This is a genomic window from Parapedobacter lycopersici (assembly GCF_040395035.1).
In the GTDB taxonomy this organism is placed as follows: Bacteria; Bacteroidota; Bacteroidia; order Sphingobacteriales; family Sphingobacteriaceae; genus Parapedobacter; species Parapedobacter lycopersici_A.
Genome location: NZ_JBEBRB010000119.1, coordinates 1 through 4,186 on the forward strand (window position 1 = coordinate 1; position 4,186 = coordinate 4,186).

Annotated in this window: 6 protein-coding genes and 1 pseudogene; 6 read left to right on the forward strand and 1 reads right to left on the reverse strand. The window is 49.7% G+C overall.

What is annotated here, in order from left to right; all coding sequences use genetic code 11:
* The first annotated feature begins 168 nt into the window (after window positions 1–168).
* The 5 genes from ABWO75_RS13420 to tsaB all read left to right on the forward strand — a co-directional run bounded on the left by ABWO75_RS13420 (window position 169) and on the right by tsaB (window position 2,806).
* A complete protein-coding gene (locus ABWO75_RS13420) occupies window positions 169–1,050 on the forward strand; it encodes an NAD(P)-dependent oxidoreductase (RefSeq protein WP_353186356.1) in 882 nt (293 codons plus the stop codon).
* Window positions 1,051–1,210: 160 nt separating this feature from the next.
* Entirely contained in the window at window positions 1,211–1,369 is a 159-nt protein-coding gene (gene rpmH, locus ABWO75_RS13425) for a 50S ribosomal protein L34 (protein WP_132224529.1), read from the forward strand.
* Between the two features lie 63 nt (window positions 1,370–1,432).
* Entirely contained in the window at window positions 1,433–1,840 is a 408-nt protein-coding gene (locus ABWO75_RS13430) for a ribonuclease P protein component (RefSeq protein WP_353186358.1), read from the forward strand.
* A complete protein-coding gene (gene yidD / locus ABWO75_RS13435; RefSeq protein ID WP_257657752.1) occupies window positions 1,803–2,057 on the forward strand; it encodes a membrane protein insertion efficiency factor YidD in 255 nt (84 codons plus the stop codon). Before ABWO75_RS13430 ends, yidD begins: the two co-directional genes overlap by 38 nt.
* A gap of 47 nt (window positions 2,058–2,104) precedes the next feature.
* The gene (gene tsaB, locus ABWO75_RS13440; protein WP_353186360.1) at window positions 2,105–2,806 is read left to right on the forward strand and encodes a tRNA (adenosine(37)-N6)-threonylcarbamoyltransferase complex dimerization subunit type 1 TsaB; all 702 of its coding nucleotides are present in this window, start codon (window positions 2,105–2,107) and stop codon (window positions 2,804–2,806) included.
* Window position 2,807: 1 nt separating this feature from the next.
* Here the strand turns inward: tsaB and ABWO75_RS13445 are convergent, their stop codons facing one another.
* A complete protein-coding gene (locus ABWO75_RS13445; protein ID WP_353186362.1) occupies window positions 2,808–3,710 on the reverse strand; it encodes a magnesium transporter CorA family protein in 903 nt (300 codons plus the stop codon).
* Window positions 3,711–3,840: 130 nt separating this feature from the next.
* On the opposite strand from ABWO75_RS13445, the pseudogene ABWO75_RS13450 reads away from it, so the two are divergent.
* Window positions 3,841–4,186: pseudogene (locus ABWO75_RS13450) on the forward strand (glycoside hydrolase family 130 protein); the annotation flags it as partial.

Consider the following 4,186-nt stretch of genomic DNA (forward strand, 5'->3'; position numbering starts at 1 on the left):
ATACCGCAGTCCAGGTCTTCTTCCATTTTTCTTTTGTACATGCAATTGGACTTTATACAAAAATAAGCCAATTTTCGGGACGCTGCCATGCCGAATCTTTTTTCGGTTATTGTTCCGCCTGGTCTGATAGACGAAATTTGCCTTATCTTATCACATAAAATTACAGCAATGGAAAAAAAACCGAACAGGATCTCCGTTTTGGGACTGGGACAAATGGGAATGAAAATAGCGCAACTGTATTTAGCGGCTGGTTATGAAGTCCGTGTCTGGAACCGTAGCGATAGCAAAACAACGGGACTGACACAGGCTGTGGTTACCAAAACTGCCCTTGATGCCATTAAAGCCAGCACGATCAGTGTTGTTTGTGTTTCCGACAACGATGCGGTAAACGGGCTGCTTGAAAAATTAACCGACAAAAATGCGCTCAACGGAAAGGTGCTTATTAACCTGACTACCGGAAGCCCGTTGGAAGCAGATAAATTGGAAAAATTGCTTTCCGATTATGGAGGCAAGTACATCAACGGCGCCTTACAGGTGGCACCTGATCAAATGGGACTTGAAACAACGACTGTATTGCTGTCCGGGGATGAAAATGCCTATCGGCAGAGCAAAACTGCACTACGGATTCTTGGCGGCAACCTGAAATACCTCGGCGCAAAGGCCGCGGCTTCCTCGGCAATGGACCTGGCAAGCCTTACCTGGCTGTATGGCTCCTACGTGGGTTTGATTTACGGAGCGAAACTATCGCAGGCATACGGTTTGGACCTGACAGATTACAGCAACCTGATTGGGGAAGTTACACCGGGTTTTACGGATTTTTTCAAGCATGAGATCGGTGTGATTTCAAAAGGCGACTTCCGTATTTCGCAAAGCCCGTTGGCGATAAGTGTTGCAGCAACCCAACGAATAGCTGCCACTTTCCAAAATTTAAAGGTAATGAGCGGGTTCCCCAATGCGTTGGCGGGCATTTTGGAGAAAGCCCGGCAGGATGGCCTGGAAAATAAAGAACTGGCTGCGATTATCAACGTCATAGGGCAACAGGAAAACTGATTGGACAGCTGCGATTTTTGGCACTGATGTCAAGTCGCGGACCATGAAAAACAGGGAAGCACCGAATGTGCTGCTAATTTTTAGATAAATTTGATAGTTGTCCGATTAAACCGTACATTTGCACTCCTGTTTAAGAATACAATAAAAATAGAATAGCGTCATGAAGAGAACATTTCAGCCATCGCAACGGAAAAGAAGAAATAAGCACGGGTTTCGCGAACGCATGAGCACAGCCAACGGCCGTCGCGTATTGGCAGCCCGCAGGGCAAAAGGCCGGAAACGTCTTTCCGTATCGGACGAGGGACGCCACAAATCCTAATGTTGCATTACCGGTGATCGCTTGCATCCGGAGCCTTACCGGTTTCGGGGTACGTCATCGATAATGAGAAAGCATACATTTACCAAAGGAGAACGATTGTGTAGCAAAAGGTTGATTGATAGCCTTTTCCACGATGGTTCTTCTTTTTTTATATACCCCTACCGGGTAACGTTCCGTCCGGCGGATAAACAAGAATACCCGGTTCAGGTACTGTTTGCTGTACCGAAGCGGCGTTTCCGGCATGCCGTGCAGCGTAATGTGCTGAAACGGCGTATGCGCGAGGCCTACCGGATACAGAAACCGGAGTTATTGTACCCGCACCTCGAATCGCTGCCGTTTACGTTGACGCTGGCCATTCAATATGCGGCAAATGAATTGCTGGACTATCCGCTGTTGTTTGCACGGATGACGGATGTATTGCGAAGATTACAGCATGAAAGCGCTCAGATTCATATGGGAGAAACTCATTAAGGCCGCTTTGGGCAGTATTTTTCTGGTGCTCATCCGCGCCTATCAGCTGCTGTTGTCGCCAATGTTCGCTGCATCGTGCCGCTTCACGCCCACCTGTTCGCAATACGGACTGGAGGCCATCCGCAAATACGGTCCTTTCCGCGGTGGCTGGCTTACACTGAAGCGGATCTCCCGCTGTCATCCCTGGGGTGGGCATGGCCATGATCCTGTACCCTGACCACCAATCCCCGGTTATGGGTCACAAAAAATCCCTACCTTCGCACCATGTCCGCAAATCATATTCTTCAGCTTGAAACGGCCACGCAGGTATGCTCCGCCGCACTTTCCGTCAATGGCCAGACCATTGCCTTCCGCGACATCGATGAGCCTAATGTGCATGCCAGCCGGCTGACCCTGCTCGTCAGTGAGCTGCTGGCTGAAGCGGGTCTTTCTTTCGCCGATCTGCAGGCGGTAGCGGTGAGCAAGGGTCCGGGATCGTACACCGGACTGCGTATCGGCGTATCCGCGGCCAAGGGATTCTGCTATGCGACGGATTTGCCGCTGATCGGCATCAGTACGTTGACCGCCATGGCATCCGGTTTTGCCGAACAGCACCCCGGTCTTGTCCGGCCGGAAACGAAGCTGTGCCCCATGATTGATGCGCGCCGGATGGAAGTATATTCGGCCATGTATAGTCCGCAGCTCGACATCACCCAGCCAACCGGTGCCCGCATCATTGATGCATCGTCATTTGATCCGTTCGAAGATGCCGGAGAAATCCTGCTGTTTGGCAGCGGGGCGGAAAAATTCGAAGTGCTGTTTGCCGGTCATCGTCACGTCACCGTTAGTTCCGGTTTTAAGAATTCAGCGAGCCACATGAGTGCGCTGGCTTATGCAGCCTGGCAGGCCGGCGATTTCGTTGACGTCGCTTATTTTGAGCCCGATTACCTGAAGGATTTTGTTGCCACGGCACCGCGGCAGAAATGAATTATAACCACCCTTTCCGCTTAAACCAAAAGTAAATAGCAATCGAGAGCCCCAGCATCAGCGCCATGACTGCCGGATAACCATACGGCCACGTCAATTCAGGCATAAACTTGAAGTTCATTCCGTATACGCCTACAATAAAGGTAAGTGGCATGAAAAAGACAGAAAACACGGTCAGCACGCGCATGGTCTCGTTGGTGCGTTGCGAGGAAATCGAGAAATAGAGCGATAGTAATTGTGCGGTATTTTCCGAAAGGTTGTCGAAAAAGGTCTGTGTGCGGATATACAGGTCGCGGAGGTCGCGCGTATATGCGGTGCTCTGTTCGGGGGTATCGATATTATCGATGATTTCATAAGACAGCAGCAGGATCTTCCGGATGACATCGATTTTACGTTTCACGAAATACAGTCCGCGTAATATGGGCGATTTCTGCTGCCGCAGAAACACCCGCTCTTCGTAATAATCCAGTGTTTCCGACAGCTTAACGCTGGATACGTCAAACGTCAGTATCGATTCCCGGATCAGGGTGTTCAGCAGGTGCAGCACATTATCGCACGCGCCGGAATCAATGCGTTTGCTTTTTACCGTTTCAATAAGCGCGTGTTCCTTTTTGTGTACCGTAATCAGGTACGACTCATTGAAGAAGATGGCAATTTTATTGGTGAGCTCCTGTATTGTGTCTGCCTCGTGGACCGGCCGGCTGTCCAGTACCCGGAAAATCACGAATGTATAATGGTCAAACAGTTCATACTTGGGTAGGTGATCGGGCTGCATCCAGTCTTTGATGGAAGCCTCATGCAACTGGAACCGGGTCGCTATCTGGTTAATTTCCCCGTCGCTCGGTGACGACAGATCAACCCAGTCGAACCCGTTTTGGTCTTTTGAAGCAAAGGATTGGATCATAGCCGGTCGCGTTAAATCGTGAAATGAACCGAATGTCTAAAAAAAACTCGACTTTTGCGATGCTTTTTCTGATAAAAGTCTTTTTTTTGTTGTAAATGACGGTACTGCCACCGGTAACAAGACAAGATACATGCCAGTAACGATAGTCAGAAAGAAGCAGATTTTCCAACCGGATTCCAGCCGGGTAATTGCACGTTACCTATTTGCGGGGGATGAACGCGCGAAGCGCCTGATCAAAGCTGTTATGGCACTTACCGACGAGCGGCAGCGCGAGGTACTCAGCCAGGTGCAGCGCAAATATTCCACCAGGCACCGCAGTATCCAGCGGATATTTGTGAATCATTTCAAGCGGTTGACTCCACTCATGGAGCAGATGGAAATTGATCCGTCGAAATTACCCGAGCACCTGAAACTGCTGATCGGTGCTTATTTCACCATGGAGTATTCCATTGAGGCAGCGGCATTTTTTAACCCGT